Genomic DNA, 24,993 nt, shown 5'->3' with positions numbered 1-24,993 from the left:
GACTGTCTTTCATTAGGCTAAACTTTCGGATTTGGCGTAATAGTTTTTAGGAACGGTGATTTGGTATTTTTTATTAAACACGCCTTCTTTTATAAGAGAACGTTTTCCTTTGCCAAAGTCTACTTTTTCTAGAGAGAGTTTTTTTAACCAAGTATGGTTTAACTTTTCAGCTATGAGCATAAAGAGACGTTTTACCTTGATAGATTTACAATTTTCTAAAAGCTGTTGAACTAACTTCGGTCGAAGAGTCACCAGGCCTTCCATCAAAAGATGGGCTTCTTCAAACGACTGTTGCTTTGGGACGAGATACAGCACTTCAAGGATTGCTCTTTCTGGAGATGAAAGTTGCACAGAAAAATTGCCCATATCCTTTTGAGTTAATCCAAGTTCCATATTAAAAAATAAACCTGGCGTGAAATATTGTATTTTATTTTCCCAAGCGTAGGAATTGAACCAGCGAGGAAGCTTTGTTCCAGGATTTCCAAAAAGCCGTATTGGGGATTTCCCCAAGGGTATAAAATGAGCAAACCCTAATAGTTCCAGTGCGCTTTTAGCTGCCACATGAACAGGAAGTTGCAATTGCGCCTGAAGAGCATAAAGTCCGCCATCCCATGCCACCTTTTCTCCCGCTCTGATAAAAGCTCCGGGGCCTATTCTAGAAAGCCAGGAAGTTTTTTCATATTTATCGGCTAACTGCTGGGAGATGCCTTGTTCTTTCAACCAGCGCGAGACGACAACAACGCCAGAAGGCCATTCTTTGAGAAGTTGGTTTATTTTGCTTCCAAAAGCACTAGTCATGGTTGTCATAGTAGCATTAATTTAAACTATATTGCAAGCATAGTTTATTACAAGTATATTTTAACAACTTATGGTTGTTTTTTTAGAACTAAAGTAAACAAATATGGGGGAAAACCATCTGCGGCTTCTAATTTCAGTTGGTGACAATTTGTCACCAACTCACTGCCTTGTTTAACAACCAGTTTTATTTGCGCAGTAACAGAGCACAAAAACCCTTTGCCTTTTTTTCACAAATTCAGTACTTAATCATAATCTAATCACGTCAGCGGGTGGGTATTTTCCAACAAAAACTTATTTTTCGAGGAGTGGAAATGCCTGATAAACCTACCCATGCTTCCTATAAAGTCTGTAACGACAATATCTTTGGCCTTTTTGGTTTGATTAGCCATTGTGGAACCGAACAAGAAGGAACCTTACAAGAAGCCCAACGAGCAAAAAGAAAATTCCAAAATGAAAACGCAAATAATTATGTGATCTATTGTGAAATGATCGACGGCTATCGACCTAACTGTCGTAAAATTTAGCCCGCAAGTGTGCTTTTTGCAGCACCTTCGTATTGCTTGATGACCTCAATAAAAACCGTGGCATATTCTTTGTGTTTCTTTTCACCTACGCCATAAACCCTAGCAAAGGCCTGATCGGTCATAGGCTTTTGGTGCGCCATTTCTCTTAGGGTTTTATCGCCAAAAATAATAAAGGCCGGCACTTTTTTCATGCCTGCTAGCTCGGCCCGCTTTTGCCGCAACAGCTCAAAGAGATTGTAATCGATCTGTTTCCATTCTTCGCTCTTTATTTTCTGTTTTGTTTTTTCAATAGCCTGCTTTTTTTGAGTTGTCACGATCGGCTGAATCAGGGTGGGTTTACTCTCGCCACGCAATAATCTTTTTCCTTCCGCCGTGATGGAAAGCGAAGAATAAGCAGGTTCTCGTTTGATAAACTGCTGCCCAATTAACTGTTCGATCATAGAACGAATAAAAGAAACGGGTTTGTCTTGCAATAAGCCAAAAGTTGATAAGGTTTGGTGGTTCCACTGTTGAATTTTTTCGGTAAGTTTACCTTTTAAAACCTGTGTGACATGATCGGCCCCAAAACGTTCTTGAACCCTAAACACACAAGACAAAATCTTTTGCCCCATAATGAGCGGATCTTCTACCTGCTCTAACTCTCCCAAACAATAATCACAGGCCTCGCATGTACCTTGTAAATAGGATTGGTTAAAATACTGCACCAAGGCCCGGTGTCGACATTGCGGCTCCACACAAAATTGATAAAGTTTTTTGAGCTTTTCAATCATGACCATTTCGTTTTTTGAACCTTGCAACAGGTATTCCCATGTACGGTAGTCTTTACTCGTGTAAAAAAGATAACAAAAGGCAGGCAGCCCATCCCGGCCCGCCCGGCCAGTTTCTTGTTGATAATGCTCAACGCTTTTGGGCAACGCGGTGTGAATCACAAAACGAATATTAGATCGGTCAATCCCCATGCCAAACGCGATAGTCGCTACCATAAGATCGACTTCTTCTCTCGAAAAACGATCTTGGCATTCTTTGCGCACCTCATCGTCTAACCCCGCATGATAGGGGAGATTTTTATAACCGAGCGTATTGAGATGACTAGAAAGTTCGTCTACATCGCTACGCCGTAAACAATAAATAATCCCGGGCTCGTGATGATGTTTATCTAAAATATTAGTGATCTGCCGAATGTTTTGCTTAGCTTGAATACGATAAGTCAAATTAGGGCGATCTATCGGTGCCCAATTGACAAAGGGTTTTTCTAACTGCAACAATTGGATGATTTCTTCTTGTACTGCATGAGTGGCCGTGGCGGTAAAGGCGTGCACATTAATCTCTGCAAATTTTTCTTTGATAATACCCAACTGACTATATTCTTCCCTAAAATCGTGCCCCCATTGACTCACGCAATGGGCTTCATCAATCACAAAAAATGAAATTTTAACCGACTGTAACAGTTGAAGTGTCGATTCGGTCTTTAAACGTTCCGGCGCCAAATACAAAAGTTTGACCTCCCCATGTTTAACTTTTTGCACAATGGCCCGCTGTTCTTCTAACTTAAGGCTCGAATTAAGATAATCGGCCGCAATCCCCAATTCTCTCAAGCTATCCACTTGATCTTTCATCAAAGAAATTAGGGGAGATATCACCACGGCCATGCCGGTTTGACATAAAGCGGGGATTTGAAAACAAAGGGATTTTCCGCCACCGGTGGGCAAGAGGGTTAAGCTATCTTGATGATTTAAAATGGCGTTGATCGTCTCAGTTTGAAAGGGACGAAAATCATCATAGCCCCAATATTGTTTTAACAATGTTTTCATGTTTATTTTCGTAAAATAAACAAGGGGGGGTTGTCACTATTTAATTGATAATAACTGCATGGCCTCGCAAACTGTTGCAGGTTCTCGGCCTGCAGCACGGCACATTTTGGCAGCTTTTGCAACGAGCTCTCCGTTGCTCTTTGCCATAACATCTGGCTCGACATAAAAATTATCTTCTAACCCCACACGAATATTTCCACCCAGTTCCAAAGCAGCCTGCACCAGTTCCCACTGTTTGTGACTAATGCCAATAATCTCCCAAGTAGAATCAGGGGGAATTTGTTTAGCTTGATAAGCCAGGTGTTCGGGTTTGGCTGAAAGCCCGCCCAATACACCCAAAATAAAACTAAACTGAACCGGCCTTTTCAAAACCCCCATGTCTAATAAAGGATAAATGCTCTCGGTATGGCCTACGTCAAAACATTCTAATTCGGGCTTTACCCCAGCCCGATTCATATTTTCTAAATAAAATAAAATTGTTTCAAACGGATTCGCAAAGACAAAATCAAAAACCATTTTTTTCTTTTCAGGGGAATATTTCGCATAATTCATGCTGCCCATATTCAACGCACCAATCTGTGGCTTTAATTCACTAATATGGCGAATGCGCTCTTCCTTGGGGACATCCACCGCCCCGGTTGAAAAATTTATAATCACATCACACAACGATCGCGTTTTTTGCATAATCGCCCGATACACCTCAACGCGATGCGAAGGCCGACCGTCGTCTTCACGGGCATGGATATGCACCACGCTGGCCCCGGCTTGATAGGCCCGATAGGCTTCTTGGGCAATTTCATCTGGCGTATAAGGAATCGCCGGGCATTGTTTACGATTGGCCGCTACCCCGGTGAGAGCAGCTGTAATAATGACTTTGTTGTTCATACACTTACTCCTCATTAAACTGGAAGAATACCTTGTTTCTTCTTAGGCAAATGCACTTGTTTATTTTCACAACGTTCGAGCACGTCAATCAATACCCGTCGGGTATCAACGGGGTCAATGACATCATCGATATAACCTTCTTGCGCCGCTAAATCGAGATCGATGCGTTGTTTAAATTGGGCCACCAATTCAGCACGCTTTTTTTCTGGCTCAGGGCTACTCGCAATTTCTTTGCGAAAGATAATATTCACCGCCCCCTCGGCCCCCATCAAACTTATCTCGGCACTGGGCCAGGCCACAAGCAAGTCAGGTTGATAACCTTTCCCGCACATCACATAATAGCCCGCCCCATAGGCCTTGCGAATAATCACGGTTAATTTTGGAACGGTAGCCTGGCTAGTTGCAAACAGCATTTTAGCCCCATGCCGGATAATGCCCGCCCGCTCTACTTTAGAGCCTACCATAAACCCAGGCACATCGACTAAGTAGAGTAAGGGAATATTAAAACTGTCGCACAAATTAATAAAGCGTGCGGCCTTATCGCTGGCATCAACATCAATCACCCCTCCCATCACTAAAGGTTGATTGGCCACAATCCCAATCGATCGCCCATCGATTCTAGCCAACATGGTAATAAGAGAGGGAGCAAATTTTTCTTTGAGTTCTAAGCTCTCGCCCGCATCAACAATTTTGGCGATAACTTTTTTCATATCATAAGGTTTTTGGCTACTATCTGGAAGAATTTGATAAATAGAATCGTCTTTGGCAAGTTCTTCACGCAAGGCGGAGAATTCGTCTTCTACTTTTGCTTTACGAGATGGCTTGGCCCCACTGTGAGCTGGAAAAAACCCCAAATATTTTTTAATGACCCCAAGGCATTCTTGATCATTTTGCGCCTCATAATCAGCAACCCCACTGATCGCACAATGAATCTTTGAACCACCCAAATCTTCTGCCGAAATATCTTCGCCAATAGCAGCCTTAACCAGCGGGGGCCCAGCCAATGCCATAGAAGAGGTGCCCTTTACCATAGGCACAAAATCAGCCAAGGCCGGGATATAGGCCGTGCCTGCCGCACAAGGCCCCATCACCGCTGCCACTTGCGGGATAACCCCACTAGCCATGACTTGATCAAAAAACATCTCGCCAGTCTCAGCAAAACGCGAACTGGCAATTTCTTGAATCCTCGCCCCCGCTGAATCGAGTAACCACACTAAAGGTAATTTGTGTTTTAAGGCTAATTCGCGAATCCGCTTACTTTTTCTCTCCCCTACGGCTCCAATGGTGCCAGCAATTACCGTAAAGTCATAAGCAATAATGGCAACCTCTTTGCCTTGAATGCGGCCGGTGCCCGTAACCACCCCATCAGCGGGTGTATCCTTCCCCTGCAAATCAGACTCTACCGAAGCATGATTAGCTAGCAACCCCAATTCAGTAAACGAACCCGCATCGAGCAAACGCTGTAACCGTTCTCGAACATTTAGTTTTTTAGCCGCTTTTTGTTTAAGCAGCGCCTCCTCCCCCCCCATCCCTAAATGCCGTTTTTTAATTTCAAGATATTTCTGATTAAGTTCTTTTAATGTTGCCATAGGAACACTCCATTTTTTGGTAACCGGTCAGTGAACGGGTGAAACAAAGCGTTGTGTCATTCCTGCGAAGGCAGGAATCCAGTCTTTTTTCAGTATTTCTGGATCCCCGCCTTCGCGGGGATGACAGCCAACCACCCGTTCACTAACCGGTTACATTTTTTGTTCATCTTTTCTTGTCTCGGCTCACGATCCTGTGTCATAGGTGTAGCAGACTATGGCCTCCTTAGTAATATGGAAAGGAAAAAATCATGAATGCGACCCCGCGCTCTTATTTCACCACCGAACATGAAATATTTCGCAAAACCGTCCGTTCTTTTGTTGAAAAGGAACTACTGCCTCATAAAACAAAATGGGAATCTGAACGTTTTGTCCCAAAAGAAATTTTTAAAAGACTAGGCGAAGAGGGATTTTTGGGCATCAATTACCCCACCGAATACGGCGGCTCGGGCTGTGATCTTTGGTTTAAAGTTGTTCTTTACGAAGAACTCTTGCGTTGTCGCATGAATGGTTTTGTGATGGATGTGGTAGTACAAAGCGATATTTCGACCGGAATCATTGATGCCATTGGAACTCAAGAACAAAAACTCCAATTTTTAAAACCTGCGATTGCTGGCCTTAAAGTGGGCGGTTTAGGTATCACCGAACCTAATGCCGGTTCAGATGTGGCTCGCATAGCCACTAACGCGCGTCGCAAAGACGACCATTATCTCATTAATGGCTCTAAGATGTTTATTACCAATGGCAATCGTGCCGATTTTATTACGCTTGCCGCACGCACGGGCCCTGCCCTTAATGAACAAAATTTTTCTGCCGGGCACAAAGGGATTAGTCTCATCATCTTTCCCACTCATGATGAACAAGGTAAACTTACCCCTGGGTTCAGCACTCAACCTATTAAAAACAAATTAGGGAATCATTCTTCCGACACGGCTGAACTTTATTTTGAAAATTCCCCCGTCCCTATCAAAAATCTTTTGGGCGAAGAACACCGTGGGTTTTATTATATTATGCAAAACTTTCAAGGGGAGCGCCTGCATGCAGCGGTGATGTCGGTGGCTTGTTGTCAAATTTTGTTGGAAGACGCCATTCGCTATGGCTATGAACGCCAGGCCTTTGGCCAACCCATTATCAAATTCCAGGTGTGGCAGCATCGTTTTGCCGAACTCGCCACCCAAATCGCTGCAGCCCGTGAATTAACTTATCGGGCTTGTGACCTCTTTAACCAAAAAATCGATTGTGTGACTGAAATTTCTATGGCCAAACTTTTCTCTACTGAACTTGTAAATCGGGTGGCCAATGAAGCCCTCCAGTTTCATGGTGGCAGTGGTTACCTGGAAGAATACGATGTGGCACGCATGTTCCGCGATGTAAGGCTGGTGAATATTGGCGGTGGAGCCAGTGAGATTATGCGAGAGATTATCGCCAAGCGCATTGGGCTTTAGAGGTCCCCTTAAGCAGCAGGCGGCGCCTCTTTCATCAACAAATCTTGATAAGCCGCTATCGTGATGGTGTAAAAAAGTGGGAAAGTTCCAATGTAGCCAATGTAACACACATAAATACCCACCGATGAAATAAAATTAGCTATTAAACTAAAGAGCAACAACCACCAGAATTTTTTACGACATAAACTATCCGCCAAATGATAACTTTCTCTAATGGGTAGCCCCTTATCTACCATAATAGGCAGCATCAGCATAATGCGTGGGCTGAAGTAAAAAGAGAGAACAACAAAGCAAAGAATAGCTAAGAAAAAAATCCCAAACCCTCCAAAAGCAAAAAGGGGCCCCAATTTTTCAGCCATCAGTACCCCCCCAATGAACATCCCATAGGGAATCACAAACAGTAGTAGACTCACTCCGGTGATAATCATCATGAGCTTGGTAAAATCCCAATAACGATTTTTGAAGCCGTAAAAAACGTCTTGCACCGAAAAGCTCTCTCCCTTTAAATTTTTAAACGCAATATAAAACATAGAGTGCATGAGAGCACCTGACACAAAAAGTAGAGGGATAAAAAGGCAAAGCATCGAACCAAACATGATAAGCAAGGCCACCAGTGAAACCAGGCACCATTGCTGCCATTGATTACCAAACAGCTTAAAGCCATTCGAAATCCAATCGCCTAATTTAATTTCAATTTCTTGTGAGGGTGCCATGTTTACTCCTTAATAAGCTTTTAATTATCGGTGAATCTCTATTTAATGTAAATCAAATTATTAACGCAGTTCCTTAACGGCTTGCGAGATTCCATCGAGACTTAAGGGATACATCTTAAAGAGATTTCGAATCATGGCGTTGGTTTCGGTCCAATCCCAATATTTTACCGATTCTGGATTTAACCAAACACTTTTAAGGTAATGTTCTTTAATCCGCTTCAACCACTCAATTCCAGAAGTTGCATTGTGTTGATAGTAATCAATAATTCCACCAGCGCTTAACAATTCATAGGGGCTCATGGCCGCATCACCCACAATAATTAAACGATAATCTTTAGAGTACCGGCGGAAAAGATCCGCCGTTTGTATGCCCTGCCGCAACAGGGCCGTAGGATAAACATGATCATAAATACAATTATGAAAATAATAATGCTTAAAATCTTTAAAGTGGGTCATCGCATAGAGGGCTGAAAATAATTTTTCAACGTTATCAACATAGGGGTCCATGGTGCCACCCACATCCATCAATAATAATACGCGGATATTATTGCGTCGGCTGTGTTTAAAGGCCAAATCAATCTCGCCCCCATTACGGCAACTTTTATCAATGGTGCCTTCAATATCTAATTCATCGGGAACCCCTTCTTTGATCCACTGGCGCAATTTTTTTAGGGCCACCTTAATCTGACGAGTGTCTAAAACCACATCCCCACGATAATCGATAAAATGCCGTTCGGCCGCAATTTGCACAGCTGAGCGCATCCCGCCTGCCCCGCCTATTCGAATGCCGGCTGGATTATAACCCCCATGCCCAAAGGGGCTGGTGCCTCCCGTGCCAATCCATTTGTTACCCCCATGATGCTGTTCTTTTTGCTCTTTAAGCCGCTCGGCCAATAATTTTTTTAATTCTTCCAGGTCATGTTTTTTGAGATTCGCCAATTCTTCGGGTAAAAAATTTCTTTTTTTTACTTCACGGTTCAACCAATCAAGAATTTTTTCTTCAAAATGGGCAGGCAATTGCAGATCTTTAAAATAACTCGCAAACACGCGGTCGAAACTATCGTAATGGGCCTCGGATTTAATGAGAATCGAGCGGGCAAGATAATAAAACTGCACCAGCGAGTTTTGGGCACAACCTAAAGCCAGCGCCCTAAGCAGTAATAAATACTCGTGTAGACTAACCGGCACTTTTTCTGTTTTGAGTTGTAAAAAAAAATCTTCAAACATGATAAGCCTTAATTAAGTAAGTAAGGTCATATCTTGTTCATTTTTAATAAGCGCCCCTAGCAAAGGGAGTTCTTTTTTGAAGTGCTCTAACGATAGCCCACCTTTAATCAGGGCTTTCATCCAATCAATCAGTTCACTGGTAGAAGGTTTTTTGCGCAGATGATTAAGGGCGCGGATTTGATAAAATCGGCTTAAGGCCTGTTCTAATAATTTTTCTTCTAAATCCTCAAGATGCACACCTAAAATTTCTTTCATCATTTCTTTAGAAGGAAATTCAATAAAATGAAAGATGCAGCGCCGCAAAAAGGCATCCGGCAATTCTTTTTCATTATTCGAAGTAATCACCACAATGGGACGATGCCTGGCAGTGATGGTACTTTCGGTTTCAGGGATGTAAAAAGACATTTCATCTAATTCTGCCAAGAGGTCATTGGGAAATTCAATGTCAGCCTTATCGATCTCATCGATCAACAAAATAACTCGCTCCGAACTATGAAACGATTCTCCCAATTTTCCTAACTTAATATAATGCTTAATATCCGAAACATCTTTGCCCCCAAACCTGGCATCATTAAGGCGTTGCACCGTATCGTAAACATAAAGCCCATCCACCGCCTTAGTCGTAGATTTAATATTCCAACGCAAGAGCTTTAGACCCAAGGCCTCCGCAATCGAATAAGCCAAAAGCGTTTTCCCCGTCCCCGGCTCGCCTTTTATCAATAAAGGCCTCTCCAACAAAATAGCCGTATTCACTACATTTTGTAATTCAGGAGAGACAATATATTTTTCAGTACCTTGATATTGTTTTTTCATAAGAACCTATTATCGAACATCTGAGGAAATCTTTTTCAAGTCGGAAGAGGCTCTCTGTCATTGCGAGGCCAGCAGGGTCCTTCGGCAAGCCTCAGGATAAACTCCGCAATCCCACCGGTTAAACAGAAGAGATTGCTTCACCCTGCTGGGTTCGCAATGACAGAAAACAATTTACTGTAAATTATCATAAAGGACTTTAACAATCTTTTCACGATAATTCGCACCCTGATTAAGCAAAATGGAAAACCTCACCCATCCGTGCGTCGCCGACTGAAAATACCCCACCAAAGCCGCAACTCCATTTAAGGTCCCAGTTTTATAAAGGATATTATCTTTTGCGGGCAAAATTTTACGATAGGGGAAAAAAGCCACTAAGATGCGATCCATCTGGGCAGGGCTTAATTTATTTTGCCTCGACAAACCAGAACCCTCCTCCACCGAAAAGTCTTGCAACCCTACTTCGGTTTTCAAAAATTGAGTCACGGCCTCTTTACCTTTGGCAATCGTAGCCGGTGGACCTTTTTTCTTCACCCCGACCATCAAAAAAACTTGGTTCATCACAAGGTTTTGCGAATATTCCAAAGCATTTTTCAAGATTTCTTTAAGCGTTCGAGAATTTTTGTAACTTAAAATAAGCTTCGCTTGAGGCGCCACCAAACCTGTGCGAATCGAACCCGATACTTGAATTTTGTTTTCTAACAAAAATTCTTTTAAAAGATACCCCACGTATAAAACGGCTTCTTCAGGATGATTCACCAAACTGATTCGGCTCTTACCCACCGGAGCATTCTTGGCTAAAATTTTGGTAAGCTCGGTCATAGGGGTTTGAATCTCGGCACTCGAAACCTCGCCCTTACTATTCTTATAAACATAAATTGTGTTAAAATTAGCCGCTAACGCCGCAGGTTGAGCATCGTAAGGGTTTAATGTTTGACTGCGCCCCGATATTTCAATGTTCTTGTCATAAAAAGAAGTGTCTAAAATAATGCCATTAATCGTTTTGACACCCTTGGCCGCAATTGCAGCCGCCATTTGCGCAAGTTCTTCAGAAATTAAGAACGGATCCCCATAGCCTTTGATATAAAGAATATTTTGGCTATCCAGGTACAACTCTGTGGGAAATCTAAAATTTTCACCCAATTCTTTTAATGCCAAAAGCGAAGTAGCAACTTTCAAAGTTGAAGCTGGCATAAATTTTTGATCAATATTCAACATGAAAAGGGGCGTGCCCTTCTCACTCACCGCCAACACCCCACCATGGCTCACCATGGTTTTAATCTGATCCCGCCAATCTGCCTTAGCCACACTACCCAATGATAAACAAAATAAAATTAAACAAAGCCTACTAAACATTAATCGATCCCTCATGATTTCTACTTGCCACGTAACAGTATAGCGATATAAAGCAAAGGCTGGCTTGCTTCACAAGGAGAAAATGATGGCCTATAAAATCAACCAAAGAGATGTAGAATTTGTGCTCTTCGAACAACTCAAAGTTCAACAACTTAATCAGTTCGAAAAATACCAAGGTTATACCCAAGACGATTTTCAAGCTATTTTAGAAGGATCTCTAAAGTTTGCTCAAAATGACATGGCACCTTTGAACAAAGGCTCTGATGAAGTAGGTTGCCATTTAAGCCAGGGCAAGGTTACCACACCCCCAGGTTTTAAAGAGGCCTTTAAAAAATCAGCTGAGTTAGGCCTCATCGCCATTGACATCCCCACAACTTATGGTGGGCAAGGTTTGCCCACGATTATATCCACGGCCATCCAGGAATATTTAGCCGGGGCTTGCATTACCCTCACCATGTACATGGGTCTTACCCGCGGCGCTGGCCACCTCATTGAAACCTTTGGTACCCAAAAATTGGCTGAACTCTATTGCCAAAAAATGTACTCAGGGCTTTGGGCTGGCACCATGTGTCTCACCGAACCTCAGGCCGGCAGCGCAGTGGGTGATTTAAAAACTTCTGCCACTCCTCAACCTAACGGAAGCTATCGAATCAAGGGCAATAAAATTTTTATCTCAGCCGGCGATCATGACCTCACTGAAAATATTGTTCACCTGGTGTTAGCCAGAATCGAAGGCGACCCCGCAGGCACCAAAGGTATTTCGCTTTTTGCAGTTCCCAAAATTTGGGTTCAAGAAGATGGTTCTTTAGGTAAGCCCAACGATGTAACGACCGTCAACATTGAACATAAAATGGGCATCAAAGGCTCTGCTACTTGCACTTTGAGTTTTGGCGATAACAATCAATGTTATGGTTATTTAGTGGGCGAGGCCTGCAAAGGCATGTCTTATATGTTTCAAATGATGAACGAAGCTAGAATTGCCTGCGGCATGCAAGGCATGGCCTTAGGAGCCGTCGCTTACGAAAATGCCTTGGCCTATGCCAAAGAAAGAATCCAAGGGAGCAATACGCCGATCATTGAATACCCCGATGTTAAAAGAATGCTCGTCACCCAAAAGGCCTATGTAGAAGGCATGCGGGCTTTACTTTACCAAACGGCCTTTTTCTACGACCTGTCTCACCATCACTCTGATCCAAAACAGCGCGAATATTATGCTGGGCAAGTTGCTTTGCTAACTCCGATTTGCAAGGCCTATTGCTCAGACACTGGGTTTAAGGTCACCGAACTAGCCCTTCAAACCTACGGTGGTTATGGTTATATTAGCGAATATCCCGTTGAACAATTATTGCGCGATGCCAAGATAAGCTCTATCTATGAAGGCACCAATGGCATTCAGGCCCTGGATCTCATTGGAAGAAAACTGACCCACCGCTCCGGTGAATATTTTCGAGAATTTTATGAACGCATGAATCGCTTCTGCGAAGAAAATGCCAAACGGCCTTGGCTTGAAGATATGGTCGCCGCCTTAAAAAAACACCTCGAACAATTAGGTCAAATCACCCTTAAATTTGGTGAGTGGGCCATGAGCGGCGATACTGTGTATCCCATGTTCAATGCCACCACCTATCTTTCGATGTTTGGCGACGTGGTCTTGGCCCAGCTCCTTTGCGAACAAGCCATCTTAGCCCGCGAAAAACTCGAAAAAATTTGGCAAGAGACGGACGCTGATGATGAAGCTAGCAAAGTAAAATTGATCGAAGAAAATCAAGAAGTCCATTACCTAACCGGGAAGGTAAAATCCGCTCGCTTTTTCTGTGCGCATCTTCTTCCCCAGGCAATGGCTAAAGCCAAAGGAATTTTAAGCGGGGATCGTTCAGCATTAACAACACCTCTATAATTTTCCCCACGATAGCCCCATTAGGTGTCAACCTTTATATAGCAAAGGCCCCATGGATAAGCAGGAAATCGAGGCCCTTTATCAAAAGTATAGCTATGCTATTTATAAGCGGGCCCAGAGCTTCATGAAAAATGAAGAGGAGGCCTTAGAAGTCATGCAAGAGGTGTTTGTGAAGGCCCTACAATATGCCGATAGTTTTCGTGGTGAAAGTTCCCCCTACACTTGGCTGTATCGCATCGCCACCCACCTTTGCCTCAATAAATTAAGGCACATTAAAATCACTAAAATTGTCGACGAACCCCTTGAAGAAACGAGATATTCGAGCGGTCATAATTTAGAAAAAACCGTGGTTAACCAAAAGGCCTTTTACAAAATTTTTGACCAACTCGAAAAAGAAGATCAAACCATTTTAACCCTTTATTTTGTAGATGGCTTGACCCAAGAACAGGTGGCCCAAAGTTTATCTTTAAGTCGCAAAACGATTTATCATCGTCTAAAAAATATCACTGAATTATTTAAAGAACGAGGGTTAAACGATGGAATTTGAAAAAACCGACCCTTCTGATTTTGAATTAGAAAAAACTTTATTAGAATCTCCCACAATTCCCCAAGAATGGTTGGATTCTCCTGCGATTCAAGAACGGATTGAGGCCTTTAAAAAAGGTCAGTCCGACTTTTTAGCCAAGCATCCTTTTTCACAACAGTGGGAAGAAATTGCCAATAAACATCCGTTTCGAAAAAAACGGCTACTCAACTTCAAGTGGGTCTTACCCACTTTAGCCGTAGCCGCATCGCTTATTTTCGTTTTCAGAACTGATTTATTCAATTTAACTAACCCAAACTATTTAGGCTCAAAGGGCAACTTTGACTTTGGGCTTTATTACAAACGAGAAGGTGCTCCGACCGAAAAAGTAAATTCTGGAATTACCCTAAAAAAGGGAGATCGCATTCGATTTTCTTATGCAAGCCCGGTTGATGCATATTTAATGATTATAGGCATTGAAGAAAATGGTGAGGTTAATCTTTATTTTCCCGAAGAAACTGAAGCGAGTGTAAAAATTTCGGCCAACGAGCATAAAAATCTACCCCAAGCCTTTGCCATCAATGCCTCTCAACCCAAGGAACGTTTCATCGCATTATTTTCCAACAAACCCCTCTCGCTTGATGAAGTCAAACAAACCGTGGCTCGCAAGCTTCAATCCCAAAATTTTTTGGAGAGTGAGCAGCCCCTGTTTGACAAAAACCGTGAAATTTCAATTTTAGTTCGTAAAGAATAATTTAACCCAAGGGACACCAAAAGGGTCTTACAAACGATAATACAATAGAGGTGTGTTGCAAAATGTCATTCCCGCGAAGGCGGGAATCCAGAACTGCCTGAAATCACTGGATCCCTGCCGGAGTTTACCCCTGCGTAGGCAGGGGCAGGGATGACAGAAAGCACATTTTTCAACAAGCACAATAAAGATTATTTTAACCTAGGCTAACAAAACATGAAACACAAGTTATTCTGCATAGTTATCGTTAGCAGTCTCTTATGGACTCAATCGGTGGCCTATGCCTTTTCGGGCTTACGCTATGCTGTGATCATCGGCAATAATAATGGGCCCGAATCGGACCCACCGTTAAAATATGCCGAAAACGACGCCAAAAATATTTATGATGCCCTAAAAGAATTGGGGAATTTTTCCGAAGAAAATTCAACGCTGCTTTTGGGTAAAGACATCGAAACCATTCGCCAAACTTTAGACAAAACCAAAAATTCGATTCGCAATCTAAAACGCAGCGACCCTAAAACTAAAGTTGATTTTTTAGTTTATTACTCCGGCCATTCCAACAGCCAAGGTTTGCAAATTAACAATCAAATCTTACCCATCACCGAACTCAAACAATTAGTGCGCAGCTCGGGCGCCGACATCAAAATGGGCATTGTGGATGGATGTAACAGCGGCACTTTAGTGGCTGCCAAGGGCGCCAACAAGGCCCAATCTTTTGAAATTGACCTCCAAGACACTTCTGACGTGCACGGAGAAATCTTCATCTCTTCGAGCACCAGTTTAGAAAGATCTTTTGAAAGTAGTGAATTAAGGGGTTCTTTCTTTACTTACTTTTTTGTAACCGGCCTACGCGGTGATGCCGATTATAATAACGACGGCAGTGTGAGTTTAGCCGAAGGTTATCGCTATGCCTACGATCACACGGTTCTCAAAACCGCATCGCTTAATTTAGGCGAACAGCACCCCACCTCCCAAGTTGCCCTTAGGGGCAAGGGCGAAGTCATGCTGACCGAACTTTCACAAAAAATCTCTTATTTATTTTTCCCCGACAACGACAACGGAAAATATTTTATTTACAATAGTAAGGGTGGCTACATTGTTTCTGAACTTGAAAAGAAGGCCGGCGTTACCAAGCGCCTAGCCTTGGGGCAAGGGCCTTATATTATTCGCAAGCTAGTCGATGGCAAATTAATACAAAAAGAATTTCAAATCCCCCGTACTGGCAATCAAGTTTTAAATTGGGATAACGCCAAGGTATTATCGGAAAAAAAGACCACTCCGCTTAGCTCGAATGTTCGCACGCTATCTTATCAACTCCCAGTTGAAAATTTTTCGCGAAAAGAAAGAAAAATATTGAAAAGTGGTCCACAAAAAGTTCTTTTAAATAGAGGAGAACTGATCCGCTTAAGATTGCTTGAAAACCTAAACTCTAAAACCGTTCATTATGGTGACAAAATCCAATTTGAAACTGTTGAAGATATTCTGGTGAATGAAAAGTTGGTTATTCCTGCAGGTTCGCTCGCGATTGGTGACATTATTTATAATAAACCAAGGGTGGGTTTGGCCAGAGGAGAGATGGCCCTTACAGTGCGTTATGTAAAGGCCATCGATGGCCAAAACATCCCTCTTTCAACGGTCGTTGGGCGCCAAGGCAAAGGCAAAGATACCGATGCCAATTTTGCCGAATACAGTCAGCACTATCGCAACATGGATCATCATTTTTTCGAAGATAGTTTTCGCTACAATCAAAACCCCTACAAAGATGAAAAATTAACCCCTAATGAAATGATGAGCCGCATTGTCAGCCTAGGCCTAGCCATGGGCATCTCCGCTGCAGTATGGGGAACCAATGCCAAAATGAAAAAGGGAACCATCATCTCAGCCTTCGTCGACCAAGACCGAGAAATTATCGTTCCTTGAAGGAATATGACATGGCACTAGTCAAGCGGAGGCGCAATTTATTTAATCCCAAAGTGACAGCACCTTACAAACTCAGCAGATCACGTCTGGAAAATTTCATGCGTTGCCCGCGATGTTTTTATTTGGATCGGCGGTTAGGTATCGACAAGCCCTCAATGCCTGGATTTACTCTCAATACGGCTGTAGATCATTTGTTGAAAAAGGAATTCGATGTTTACCGCACCAAAGGCGAACCACACCCGCTCATGAAAGAAAACGGGGTTGATGCAATTCCGTTCCGGCACAAAGACCTCGACATCTGGCGCGAGAATTTCAAGGGCCTTGAATATCATCACAAGGCGACGAACTTCATCATCACGGGAGCTATCGACGATCTGTGGGTCAATCCCGCCGGGCAATTGATCGTGGTCGACTACAAGGCTACCAGCAAGGACGGTGAGGTTAGTCTCGATGATGAATGGAAAGACGGTTACAAGCGGCAAATGGAGATCTACCAGTGGATCCTTCGGGGAATGGGTTACGACGTGCTGGATACGGGATATTTTGTCTATGCCAATGGCCGGAAGGATCTCGACGGTTTCAACGGCACGCTTTCTTTTCACGTTCAGTTGATCAGATACACCGGCAATTGTGCGTGGGTTGAAAAGGCCGTGAAGGATGCTTGGGAGTGTTTGTCATCCGATACAATGCCGACGTGTTATGATGGGTGTGAACATTGTGACTACCGGAAACTCAGCAGGGAAGTTGAAGCATAAACAAAACCTATTTTTTTCCTGACACTGGATGAGAATCTAAATCAGGGGGTAAATCTTCGAGGCGAGATCGTTCTCGGAACGTCAAGTTTACTTCACCAGTCGTTTGCCGTGAAGTCCAATAGATGCCTTTGAGCTTTTTGATAGGGGTCGTGATTATTTCAAAAACGATTGTTCCGTCATGTGGCTGGCTTCGGGTCTTCACCGATGGAAACGGAGCACTGTGGTAGCTATAACCCAATTTTCGGATCTGCTCGTCACCATTTAGCCAGAAGTCGGCAAGATAGCTCCGGCTGGTCATTTCAGCCGTACGCATTACACAACTGATTCGAATGAATGACTGTTTGATAGTGAGAATTACCGGAATTGGTCCAGGGATTTCTCCCGTTTCTGGATTTTTCCAAATCGTTTGAATTGTTCCTTGCCATGTTCCATTAAGATCAGGAAAAGGCACGAGCCAACCTCGAAATATTCGCCACTTCCACGCATAACCGACAAAAAGGCCTATCACTGTCACAATTGCCGGAATTGTTTTATAAGCGATAGAAAGAATACCCCATAGGTCATCGATTGTTTTTCCACCTTTGAATGCGAAAAAACAAAAAAAGAGGGAAAAAAAGATAAAGATCAAAAGTGCAAAACGTTTTAGGTGTAAATTTTTCATTTGAAACCAATATAGTCCCATGCAGCATTTAAAAATTGATTCGCTTGATAACGCGTCCAAGGCTGAAATGAGCGAAATAAGTATTTAATTTCATTTACCTCACGCCATTCTGAGCAGTCTTTATCTTCTCGGGTGTTATTACAGGTGTGTGCCAGAACATGCCGTACGTTCTCAGTATATTTTTCATGTTGAAAGGCCTCCAGCGGCGCATTCCATACAAGGCACTCGATGAGAAATGACGATATATTTTGGGCGGCGACAATCCCATCATCCTGCATTCTGTTTCGTAATCGTTTTAAAATACGGATAATCCTCTTGTATTTGCGCCCTGTTTGATCGTTTCGCATAACCCCATTGTCGTAGGTTTGTTGTGGCCAGTTCACAATTCTTACACCGGTATCAGGGATGAAGGCAACGCCGTGCAGAATTTCATGGTTTCCACGTAGATCTTTGCGCCCCGTGTAATAACGGTATCCAAAGGCCGGAACAACATCGGCATCAATTCTATATGTATTGGCATGAATATCAAAAGCCTTACTGCCACGAGTTACCGATGAAGAGTCAAAGTAAGACTCCAACGCTCTTTGGACGGGACCTTTAAAATCGGAAAAAGCCAAACCTCCATTAACATTTCCGAAATCAGCGTCCGTCATTCCATCAGGATATTGCGTAAAAAACGCCTCATTGTAACGGATGCAAATATCAACATCACTATCCAATCGAACATTTGTTCGTACAGCGTATGACCCTTGGGTGAATACCGTGATGTCCATCTGAGCTAAAGTAGCATCCGCCAAAATTGCCTTTCGGATTGCAGTTTCAGCATTGGCACATTTTTGCGCCTCCACTGTTCCGGGGCCTTGAGCCCATGATGCAAAGGTATCTTCAGAGATACTCATACTGCTGCTACTCCCTCTCAAACTCGCTTGTATGGGCTCTAAACCTGAATATCTATTGAAAATCAATGAGTTTTCCTTCATTTTTCCATTCCTTTCTTATAGGTTATGCGGAGGCAGCTCCGCACACTAATTGTTCGGAACCTCTCATATATGTATGCTCGTCAAACTGATGGATTTTACGTTGTAGGAATTTTTTTTGCTTCGGTAAATTTTACCTCTGAGATGAGCATATCTATAAGGGGGAACCCGAATGCGCTAGGATAACGACCAATGGGGAAAAAACTAGAACTTTTTCTAAATACGGATTGGAAGGGGGATGTTTTGCCGCGACTCACCAAGTTTACGGAGAAATGGGTGCGCATTTATTCCTGGAGCACGAAGGGATCTCTTCCGAAAGGACTTGAGATTAAGGATATTGTGATGGGTGCAATTGAAAAAACGTTGGCGGGTTTGGATGAAGCTGAACTCAAAAAAGGCATTCGGCGGTGGAATGCAGAAAAATGCCCTAACCTTCTGGAGTTTCTGATGGGCATTGTTCGGAGCGACCTATCTGCTTTAGCCAAATCTCATGACCATCAGCGCACTGATCGATCTGAAGGTGAAGACGATGAAGTTAGTAAAATTGTTGATGTTGATTCTCTATCTGATGAGGAGAGTTATTCAACAACAAATAGCCGTTATGAAGAATTGATGGCGGCACTTCAGCCACGCATAGCTAATGATGAGGAAGTTCAACAGGTCGTCACAGCGATGGAAGAGTTGATAAACAGCGCAGAAGAGCCAACGTCAGAGGCGGTAATGCAGCTCACTGGCTTTCAGTATGTTCAGTATCGAAACGCAAGGAGAAGGCTTTTAGCTATTGTGAAAACTTTACCCCAAGCCAGAAAGGAGGCAATCTAAAATGAATAAGCATCAGGATAAGCTGACCACATTTTTCGATATCCTCTTTGATAGTAAAGATGTGGATATCCCAGAAATTATAAAGGACTTAAAAAATTCAGACATCAGCTATGATCGCATTGAGGCCGGATTAGATAGTTTGCTGGAGAAAGCCAGGCTGAAGAAAAAAAGAAGCTGGTTAATTGATGCCCAAAAAACACGAACTGAAGTTAGCGAGATTCTACACAAACAATCTCAGTGGGTACAATCTAAGTATAACAGCGCTCGAGAACTGGCACAGGCAATCCATGCCGGCACTTTTGGTACCCTTCTGCAAGGACGGGCTAATGCATTTTTTCGTAATCAAGACTTCAAAAAGATGTCTGAAACAGACTTAATTTCATTCATAGAGGATTGCCAATTATTAGAGGCTCTTTCTCAAAAAAACGAGGAGAATAAATGAGCCTCGGGAAGGCTAAAGCAAAGAGTGTTCTTGATAGTCTTGAAATAGATGATCCTTCACTATTGGTGAACCTCAATGAAATCTGCATGGCCAGGGGCGTGTTTGTGCGTGAAGGTCATATCGATGGAGCCGAAGCACGACTTACAATCGGTGATTCGTTTAGTCGAGTAAAAGCAGTTATACTTGCCAGGCCAAATGATACTTATGAAACAAGAACTCGATTTTCTATCGCGCACGAGCTGGGCCATTTTGAACTTCACAAAAATATTCAAGCAACAATCTCTTGTAGCGAACGGGAATTAAATGAATGGTTTGGCAAACAAGCCCATCAAGAAAGAGAAATTGAAGCAAACGAATTTGCCAGTGAGCTCTTATTGCCCGAACGCTTTATAAGGCCCGTAATCCATGCTCAATCCAACCCGAGCTTAAATCTTGTAGACTCTCTCGCATCCAAGTACCAGACGTCATTTATTGCAACAGCCCGTCGTTTAATTGATCTTACAGAAGAAGCCTGCGCATTAGTTTTCTTTAAGAAAGATCGTATTTTGTATCATGTACCTTCGGAATTATTTCGGCGTCAGCATTACTGGATTGCACTAGGTCCACTTGATATGGCTTCAATGGCTTACGATGCTGCCACCAAAGGAAAAAATGGCGCTTACATGTCCGCTGTGGATGCGGCAACTTGGGTCGATATTTCTGAGATGAAAGATTGGCAACGAAGTAAGATTGAGGATGCCAAAATTCTTGAGCAGGCTAGGTTTTTCCCAAAACTTGATCTTGGCATCTCTCTATTATGGATAAAAGATCCAAAGTTAATTTGGAATTAGAAAAGAGCCTTGATTCAATCAGCATTAATCTTGCTTAAGTCCGCCGTAATTGAACAGGCCAACGCCTTGCCAACTCTGCCAAAGGGGGTTTCAGCCGGCGCATATGCATCGGCACCAAGATCTTTTTTTCACTCACATACAATGAGCTCAGGCCATTTTTGCCTGGCTATGACAACCTCGAGGCCTTGAAATTTCATACCTTCTTCGTATGATTCCAATTCATCTAAAGTTTTTTCTATGTCGGATCTACGAACTGTCATTTATTTCCTTCACCGATTTTTAATCGGTACAAAAATATTTTTTCCTACACAGTTGTCTCTAGTGCACGATCAGACTTAGGGTACAAGGAACTTGATCAGTTTCCCTCTGAGGGCAGGATCATATTGAATGGAAACAGCACCACATATTCATCCCCCGTTTCCTTGCTCTTTATCTGCCCATTCAAGCAGCTTTCTCTGCAGCTCGCGTTTACTTGGCAGGTAGAGCTGATATTCCTTCGCATGAATGTTGGCATCCTTGGGCAAGGTGATTTCCACAAGGGCTTCTTTCTTCTCCTTGCAGAGTACAATACCGACGGTGGAATTTTCCTCCTTGGTCTTTACGAAACGATCAAAATAATTGACGTACATCTGCATTTGACCAAGATCCTGATGTGCGAGCTTGCCGATCTTGAGATCAATCACGACGTAGCAGCGTAGGATCCTGTTGTAAAAAACGAGATCCACGAAAAAATGATCATCGCCAAAGGTAAAACGTTTTTGACGTGCTTCGAAAAGAAAGCCTTTTCCAAGTTCCAGGAGAAAATGCTCAATCTGATCAATGATAGCGGACTCCAAATCGGATTCTGAATAGCCGTGTTTTTCATCCAGTCCCAAAAATTCGAGAACGAGTGGTTCCTTGAGAAGGTCGTGGGGAGCTGCAACCACATGACCTTCTTCAGAAAGTTTGCGAATCCGTTTTTTATCACGACTCAAAGCCAACCGCTCGTAAAGACTGCTGTTAAACTGGCGTCTCAACTCTTTAATGTTCCAATTTTGAGCCTGGGCTTCTATTTCATAAAAACGACGTTCATCCGGGTTCTTGATTACCATCAGAAAAATGTAATGCGTCCAGCTGAGGCAAAAGGCTTGTTGCGGCTTTGTACCCGAGGCCAATTGCCCAATTTCAAATTGGGCAATCTTGGCTTTTTGGGAACGAGCTATTGAAGATTGCCCAATCGGGATCTGGGCAATTTGGCTACGGTCCCGATAAGTCAGAAAAAAGCGACGTATGTATTCCAGATTGCTTTTGGAAAAACCGCGACCAAATTCCCGTGTCAATTTTTCAGCTAATCGCTTCAAGACTTCTTGCCCGTATTCAGCACGCTCTTTTCCCTGTTGTTCATGAGCGATGACATGGCGACCAATTTCAAAGTTTGTGTGGACTTGAACAAGGTCGACACCACGAGCCACCGTGCTACGAGCTATGAGGATAAGCTCTCGGATGCGCTTGTAAAGGGCGTGCTCCGTTGTCGGTAAAAGGCTTTTTGTTTCGAGGTTCTTTTTACGCTTCAATGTGCCTCCAATCCTATTTCGGCTTGATCAAGCATAACTTCTAAGGAATTAGCACCACTTTTCCGAATTGATGGAATTCCTCAAGATAACGATGGGCCTCAACGGCGGCTTCTAATGGAAATGTCTTATCGAGAATGGGTTTGAGTTTGCCTGACTCAACATGTTTTAAGATGTCGAATTGATTAGCCCGCGACCCCATGGTGGAACCTAAGATTTGAATCTGCCGAAAGAAAACGTGGCGCAAATCCAACTTAACATCAAAGCCGCTGGTGGCACCACAGGTCACCAACACGCCACCCCATTTCAAACATTGTAACGATGCCTCCCACATGGCCTTGCCCACATGCTCAAAAACAACGTCCACTCCATACTTACCCGCAATCTTGGTAACTTTTTCTAAAAAATTTTCTTTTTGGTAATTAATGCCGTAATCAGCGCCCAACTCTTTTGCCTTTTGCAATTTTTCATCAGAACCTGCGGTGGTAATCACTGTGGCCCCAAACAATTTGGCGATTTGAATCCCCGCCGACCCAACCCCCGAGCCTGCCCCATGAATCACCACCACCTGCCCCGGCTTGATTTTAGCTCTCACCACTAACATTTGCCACGCGGTGAGAAATACTAAGGGGATACAGGCGGCTTCTTCAAAAGAAAGCTTTTGCGGAAAAGGCAAAATATTTTGTTTGGGCACTGAGATGAATTCACAATACCCTCCACTCACGTGTTCGCCAAAAATTTTATATTGGCTACAAAGATTGTCCCAGCCAGCGCTACAGGCCTCGCACCTGCCACAACTTAATGCGGGGTGGATTAAGACCTTTTGTTCTAATGCAACTTCGCTGGCCTCTGAACCTCGATCCATCACGGTTCCCACAATATCAGAACCTAAAATCAGCGGATAAGTATGTTTTAAATGAGGCATCCCCTTACGAATCCACAAATCGAGATGATTAAGCGCCACCGCATGAATTTCAACTAAGATTTCATTCGCTTTAGGCTTTGGGTCGGGCAAATCCCCATACTTTAAAACTTCGGGGCCCCCATGGGTTTCAAGAAAAACTGCTTTCATAACGCGATCCTTTAGTTTAAAAAGAAGTATGTTGTCTGTCATCCCCACGAAGGTGGGGATCCAGTTCTGATAGGAGTTTCTATGAAATATTTGGCCACACTGTTTATCTTATTAACCTTGATTAACTGTAGTGGAAACAAAAAAGTTTCTAAAGAAAAAGTTGCTGATCTCGTCACTCAAGCCCTCTGCAAAAAAATGTTAGAATGCCAACCCCAGGCCCTCCCGAGTGAAGAATACTGTAACACCATGATGAAAAATGTCATCCAAGCCAAGGTACAAGAAATTCCTGAAATTAGTACAACCCAAAAAAAGCTAGAGGCTTGTGTTAATTCAATCAAAGGCCAAACCTGCGATACCTTAGAAGCCAACGAACCCCCTCCCGGTTGCGAATTTCTTTCTAAAAAATGACATCGTAAGGTGTCATCGCGAACCCGAGACGAGGGCCCTCTGTCATTGCGAGTTCAGCAGAACGAAGCAATCCCCTCGGTTTAACCGGTGAGATTGCTTCGCCCGTTGGGCTCGCAATGACAGAAGGTCCGGGCCTCGCAATGACAGACTAGGGCTTGTTTTTCTTGGATTGAGCATGTTAGTCAGCCCTCATGTCAAAGCGGGCTTTTCTAACCGGCGTCACGGGTTTTATTGGCAATGCGGTAGCTCGCGAATTATTGTCCCACGGCTACCAGATAAGGGCTTTAGTTCGGCCCAACTCTGATTTGAGGCTCATCCAAGACCTACCCCTCGAGCTTGTCTACGGTGATTTACGCGATAAAACTTCTTTTGAAAATCATCTTAAAGATTGTAACGAAGTTTATCATGTGGCCGCCCAATATAGTTTTTATAACCCCAATCCGGCCATGATTTACGAATCCAATGTTACCGGAACGCAAAATCTCCTTACGGCTTGCACTCAACACAACATTGAAAAAATAATTTATACCTCAACCGTAGGGGCGATTGGGATTCCTCCTGATGGAATTCCTGGTAACGAAAAAACCCCTTTAGAACTTCATGAATGCAAGGGGCATTATAAACGATCAAAATTTCTGGCAGAACTCGAAGCCATCAAATTTGCTAAACTGGGTTTGCCGATTGTCATCGTGAATCCAAGTGCGCCTATCGGGGTAAGAGATGCAAAGCCCACCCCTACTGGCCAAATGATCGTCGACTTCTTAAACAGAAAAATGCCTGCCTATCTAGACACAGGGCTTAACCTCATTGATGTTGAAGATGTTGCTCGGGGCCATTATTTAGCAAGCCTCCAAGGCAAAATTGGTGAACGCTACATCTTGGGAAATAAAAATCTTCATCTGAAAGAAATACTTTTGCTTTTAAGCGAAATTACTGGATTATCTGCGCCAAAATTTAAAATCCCCTTTTCAGTTGCCTTGGCGAGTGCCTACTTCAGTGAATTTTCTTCTAGGCTTTTACGTCGCCCCCCCCAAATTGCCATTGAGGCCGTTCAGCTGGGAAGAAAAAAGATGTTTTTTGATGCAAGCAAAGCAGTTCTTGAACTCGCCTTGCCCCAAACCGATATTAAAGTGGCTTTGCAAAAAGCAGTTCATTGGTATGTAAAAAATGGCTACGTTAAACCCAAGTATGTGCAAAAAATTATTTCTTGATTAATTGAGTTGAATCAGA

24 protein-coding genes are annotated in these 24,993 nt (G+C 43.1%); 12 read left to right on the top strand and 12 right to left on the bottom strand.

Going from position 1 to position 24,993, the window contains the following annotated elements; genetic code table 11:
• Positions 1–12: 12 nt before the first annotated feature.
• Positions 13–798, bottom strand: coding sequence for a type IV toxin-antitoxin system AbiEi family antitoxin (locus HYU97_07180; GenBank protein MBI2336528.1), 786 nt, complete (start codon positions 796–798; stop codon positions 13–15).
• 311 nt (positions 799–1,109) lie between these two features.
• Here HYU97_07180 and HYU97_07175 point away from each other — a divergent pair, with 311 nt between their 5' ends.
• Positions 1,110–1,322, top strand: a complete 213-nt coding sequence (locus tag HYU97_07175; protein ID MBI2336527.1) for a hypothetical protein — start codon at positions 1,110–1,112, stop codon at positions 1,320–1,322.
• Here HYU97_07175 and recQ read toward each other — a convergent pair.
• Genes recQ through HYU97_07160 form a run of 3 tightly spaced genes read right to left on the bottom strand, consistent with a single transcriptional unit; the run spans position 1,319 to position 5,607 of the window.
• Positions 1,319–3,133 carry a DNA helicase RecQ gene (recQ, locus tag HYU97_07170; protein ID MBI2336526.1) on the bottom strand — a complete coding sequence of 605 codons (1,815 nt, stop codon included), beginning with the start codon at positions 3,131–3,133 and terminating at the stop codon, positions 1,319–1,321. The two genes, HYU97_07175 and recQ, sit on opposite strands and share 4 nt — an antisense overlap.
• Positions 3,134–3,169: 36 nt before the next feature.
• Positions 3,170–4,018 (bottom strand): 3-keto-5-aminohexanoate cleavage protein, encoded by an 849-nt coding sequence (locus tag HYU97_07165; GenBank protein ID MBI2336525.1) that lies wholly within the window; start codon positions 4,016–4,018, stop codon positions 3,170–3,172.
• 14 nt (positions 4,019–4,032) lie between these two features.
• Positions 4,033–5,607 (bottom strand): acyl-CoA carboxylase subunit beta, encoded by a 1,575-nt coding sequence (locus HYU97_07160; protein MBI2336524.1) that lies wholly within the window; start codon positions 5,605–5,607, stop codon positions 4,033–4,035.
• A 248-nt stretch (positions 5,608–5,855) separates the two neighbouring features.
• On the opposite strand from HYU97_07160, the gene HYU97_07155 reads away from it, so the two are divergent.
• On the top strand, positions 5,856–7,049 hold the full coding sequence (locus HYU97_07155) for an acyl-CoA dehydrogenase family protein (protein ID MBI2336523.1): 1,194 nt from the start codon (positions 5,856–5,858) through the stop codon (positions 7,047–7,049).
• Positions 7,050–7,057: 8 nt separating this feature from the next.
• Here HYU97_07155 and HYU97_07150 read toward each other — a convergent pair whose 3' ends face one another.
• The 4 genes from HYU97_07150 to HYU97_07135 all read right to left on the bottom strand — a co-directional run bounded on the left by HYU97_07150 (position 7,058) and on the right by HYU97_07135 (position 11,170).
• On the bottom strand, positions 7,058–7,762 hold the full coding sequence (locus HYU97_07150) for a hypothetical protein (protein ID MBI2336522.1): 705 nt from the start codon (positions 7,760–7,762) through the stop codon (positions 7,058–7,060).
• 60 nt (positions 7,763–7,822) lie between these two features.
• On the bottom strand, positions 7,823–8,989 hold the full coding sequence (locus HYU97_07145; GenBank protein ID MBI2336521.1) for a VWA containing CoxE family protein: 1,167 nt from the start codon (positions 8,987–8,989) through the stop codon (positions 7,823–7,825).
• Between the two features lie 12 nt (positions 8,990–9,001).
• The gene (locus HYU97_07140; GenBank protein MBI2336520.1) at positions 9,002–9,802 is read right to left on the bottom strand and encodes a MoxR family ATPase; all 801 of its coding nucleotides are present in this window, start codon (positions 9,800–9,802) and stop codon (positions 9,002–9,004) included.
• A 171-nt stretch (positions 9,803–9,973) separates the two neighbouring features.
• Entirely contained in the window at positions 9,974–11,170 is a 1,197-nt protein-coding gene (locus HYU97_07135; GenBank protein ID MBI2336519.1) for a D-alanyl-D-alanine carboxypeptidase, read from the bottom strand.
• 67 nt (positions 11,171–11,237) lie between these two features.
• On the opposite strand from HYU97_07135, the gene HYU97_07130 reads away from it, so the two are divergent.
• The 5 genes from HYU97_07130 to HYU97_07110 all read left to right on the top strand — a co-directional run bounded on the left by HYU97_07130 (position 11,238) and on the right by HYU97_07110 (position 17,001).
• Entirely contained in the window at positions 11,238–13,052 is a 1,815-nt protein-coding gene (locus HYU97_07130) for an acyl-CoA dehydrogenase (protein MBI2336518.1), read from the top strand.
• 52 nt (positions 13,053–13,104) lie between these two features.
• A complete protein-coding gene (locus HYU97_07125) occupies positions 13,105–13,599 on the top strand; it encodes a sigma-70 family RNA polymerase sigma factor (GenBank protein ID MBI2336517.1) in 495 nt (164 codons plus the stop codon).
• Positions 13,589–14,329, top strand: a complete 741-nt coding sequence (locus tag HYU97_07120) for a DUF4384 domain-containing protein (GenBank protein MBI2336516.1) — start codon at positions 13,589–13,591, stop codon at positions 14,327–14,329. Before HYU97_07125 ends, HYU97_07120 begins: the two co-directional genes overlap by 11 nt.
• A gap of 213 nt (positions 14,330–14,542) precedes the next feature.
• Entirely contained in the window at positions 14,543–16,246 is a 1,704-nt protein-coding gene (locus tag HYU97_07115; GenBank protein MBI2336515.1) for a caspase family protein, read from the top strand.
• Positions 16,247–16,257: 11 nt separating this feature from the next.
• Positions 16,258–17,001: a PD-(D/E)XK nuclease family protein gene (locus tag HYU97_07110; protein MBI2336514.1), complete on the top strand. Its 744-nt coding sequence runs from the start codon at positions 16,258–16,260 to the stop codon at positions 16,999–17,001.
• Between the two features lie 7 nt (positions 17,002–17,008).
• Here the strand turns inward: HYU97_07110 and HYU97_07105 are convergent, their stop codons facing one another.
• Positions 17,009–17,662 (bottom strand): hypothetical protein, encoded by a 654-nt coding sequence (locus HYU97_07105; protein ID MBI2336513.1) that lies wholly within the window; start codon positions 17,660–17,662, stop codon positions 17,009–17,011.
• The gene (locus tag HYU97_07100) at positions 17,659–18,561 is read right to left on the bottom strand and encodes a nucleotidyltransferase (GenBank protein ID MBI2336512.1); all 903 of its coding nucleotides are present in this window, start codon (positions 18,559–18,561) and stop codon (positions 17,659–17,661) included. The genes HYU97_07105 and HYU97_07100 overlap by 4 nt, the downstream gene beginning before the upstream one ends.
• 270 nt (positions 18,562–18,831) lie before the next feature.
• Here HYU97_07100 and HYU97_07095 point away from each other — a divergent pair, with 270 nt between their 5' ends.
• The 3 genes from HYU97_07095 to HYU97_07085 are packed head-to-tail and all read left to right on the top strand — an operon-like array spanning position 18,832 to position 20,733.
• Positions 18,832–19,461: a hypothetical protein gene (locus HYU97_07095; GenBank protein ID MBI2336511.1), complete on the top strand. Its 630-nt coding sequence runs from the start codon at positions 18,832–18,834 to the stop codon at positions 19,459–19,461.
• 1 nt (position 19,462) lies between these two features.
• The gene (locus HYU97_07090) at positions 19,463–19,903 is read left to right on the top strand and encodes a hypothetical protein (protein ID MBI2336510.1); all 441 of its coding nucleotides are present in this window, start codon (positions 19,463–19,465) and stop codon (positions 19,901–19,903) included.
• Complete coding sequence (locus tag HYU97_07085; protein ID MBI2336509.1) at positions 19,900–20,733, top strand: ImmA/IrrE family metallo-endopeptidase; 834 nt, start codon at positions 19,900–19,902, stop codon at positions 20,731–20,733. The genes HYU97_07090 and HYU97_07085 overlap by 4 nt, the downstream gene beginning before the upstream one ends.
• Before the next feature lie 407 nt (positions 20,734–21,140).
• Here the strand turns inward: HYU97_07085 and HYU97_07080 are convergent, their stop codons facing one another.
• Entirely contained in the window at positions 21,141–22,286 is a 1,146-nt protein-coding gene (locus tag HYU97_07080) for a DUF1016 domain-containing protein (GenBank protein ID MBI2336508.1), read from the bottom strand.
• 40 nt (positions 22,287–22,326) lie between these two features.
• Complete coding sequence (locus HYU97_07075; protein MBI2336507.1) at positions 22,327–23,355, bottom strand: zinc-binding dehydrogenase; 1,029 nt, start codon at positions 23,353–23,355, stop codon at positions 22,327–22,329.
• 81 nt (positions 23,356–23,436) lie between these two features.
• Here HYU97_07075 and HYU97_07070 point away from each other — a divergent pair, with 81 nt between their 5' ends.
• Both HYU97_07070 and HYU97_07065 read left to right on the top strand, forming a co-directional pair.
• Positions 23,437–23,763 (top strand): hypothetical protein, encoded by a 327-nt coding sequence (locus HYU97_07070; GenBank protein ID MBI2336506.1) that lies wholly within the window; start codon positions 23,437–23,439, stop codon positions 23,761–23,763.
• A gap of 191 nt (positions 23,764–23,954) precedes the next feature.
• Positions 23,955–24,974: an NAD-dependent epimerase/dehydratase family protein gene (locus HYU97_07065; GenBank protein ID MBI2336505.1), complete on the top strand. Its 1,020-nt coding sequence runs from the start codon at positions 23,955–23,957 to the stop codon at positions 24,972–24,974.
• Positions 24,975–24,993: the final 19 nt, after the last annotated feature.

This window comes from Deltaproteobacteria bacterium, assembly GCA_016183235.1.
Lineage (GTDB): Bacteria > UBA10199 > UBA10199 > DSSB01 > JACPFA01 > JACPFA01.
Note: the sequence above shows the minus strand (reverse complement) of the source record. Positions and strands in the feature narration are given on the sequence as shown.